Source organism: Novosphingobium sp. KCTC 2891 (assembly GCF_025938155.1).
Taxonomy (GTDB): domain Bacteria; phylum Pseudomonadota; class Alphaproteobacteria; order Sphingomonadales; family Sphingomonadaceae; genus Novosphingobium.
Genome location: NZ_JAPCZG010000030.1, coordinates 1 through 1,600 on the forward strand (window position 1 = coordinate 1; position 1,600 = coordinate 1,600).

Here is a 1,600-nt window from a genome sequence, read left to right on the forward strand (position 1 = left end):
TCCTCGTCCTTGTTGATGGCGATGATGGTCTTGGAGTCCTTCATGCCGGCGAGGTGCTGGATCGCGCCCGAGATGCCGACCGCGACATAGACTTCCGGTGCCACGATCTTGCCGGTCTGGCCGACCTGGTAATCGTTGGGCACATAGCCCGCGTCGACCGCGGCGCGCGATGCGCCGATGGCCGCGCCGAGCTTGTCGGCCAGCGGGGTGATGACCGACGCGAAAGTATCCGCATCCTTGAGCGCGCGGCCGCCCGACACGATGATCTTGGCCGAGGTCAGTTCCGGACGCTCGCTCTTGGCGATTTCCGAACCCACGAAAGTCGAAAGACCCGATTCCGCCGCACCCGAAACCGCTTCGACCGAAGCCGAACCGCCGGTGGCATTGGCCTTGGCGAAGGCGGTGCCGCGCACGGTGATCACCAGCTTCGCATCGGCCGATTCGACCGTGGCGATGGCGTTGCCGGCGTAGATCGGACGCGTGAAGGTCTTGGGACCTTCGACCGACAGGATCTCCGAGACCTGCGTGACATCGAGCAGCGCGGCGACGCGCGGCGCGACGTTCTTGCCGGTGGTGGTGGCGGGCGCGACGAACGCGTCATAGCCGGCCATCAGCGAGACGATCAGCGGCGCGACGTTTTCGGCAAGCGCGTTGGCAAGCGCGGCGTCGTCAGCCTTGAGCACCTTGGCCACGCCTTCGATCTGCGCGGCGGCGGCAGCAACGCCGTCGACGCCCGATCCGGCGACCAGAGCGGTAACGTCACCCAGCTTGGCAGCGGCGGTGACGGCGGCGAGGGTGGCATCCTTGACGGCCGCGCCGTCGTGTTCAACCCATACGAGAACGTTGGCCATCAGGCGACTCCCAGTTCCTTGAGCTTGGCAACCAGCGCATCGACGTCGGCCACCTTGATGCCGGCGACACGAACCGGCGGTTCGCTGACCTTGAGGGTCTTGAGGCGGGGCGCGGTGTCCACGCCGTAGTCCGCCGGCGCCTTGTTGGCGAGCGGCTTGGACTTGGCCTTCATGATGTTCGGCAGCGAGGCGTAGCGCGGCTCGTTCAGGCGCAGGTCGGTGGTGACCACCGCCGGCAGCGCCAGCTTCACCGTTTCAAGACCGCCATCGACTTCGCGCTTCACGACGACCGAATCGCCTTCCACGCTGACTTCGTTGGCGAACGTGCCCTGCGGACGGCCGAGCAGTGCGGCGACCATCTGGCCGACCTGGTTGCTGTCGTCGTCGATCGCCTGCTTGCCCGTGATGATCAGGCCCGGCTGTTCCTCGTCCGCGATCGCCTTGACGATCTTGGCAACGGCCAGCGGCTCGGCATCGTCATCGGTCTGCACCAGGATGGCGCGGTCCGCGCCCATCGCCAGCGCCGTGCGCAGCGTTTCCTGCGCCTTGGCCGGTCCGACCGACACCGCCACGATCTCGGTCACCACGCCCTTTTCCTTCAGGCGAATGGCTTCCTCGACCGCGATCTCGTCGAAGGGGTTCATGCTCATCTTGACGTTGGCGAGGTCAACCCCCGTGCCATCCGCCTTCACGCGCGGCTTCACGTTATAGTCGATCACACGCTTCACGCAGACCAGGGCTTTCATGCG

The 1,600-nt window shown here is 66.2% G+C and carries 2 protein-coding genes; both read right to left on the reverse strand.

The window, feature by feature from the left end; all coding sequences use genetic code 11:
- A partial coding sequence (locus OLX02_RS20115; protein ID WP_264425738.1) for an electron transfer flavoprotein subunit alpha/FixB family protein occupies positions 1–851 on the reverse strand: 851 nt, incomplete at its 3' end.
- Positions 851–1,597, reverse strand: a complete 747-nt coding sequence (locus OLX02_RS20120; protein WP_264425740.1) for an electron transfer flavoprotein subunit beta/FixA family protein — start codon at positions 1,595–1,597, stop codon at positions 851–853. The genes OLX02_RS20120 and OLX02_RS20115, both read right to left, overlap by 1 nt.
- Positions 1,598–1,600: the final 3 nt, after the last annotated feature.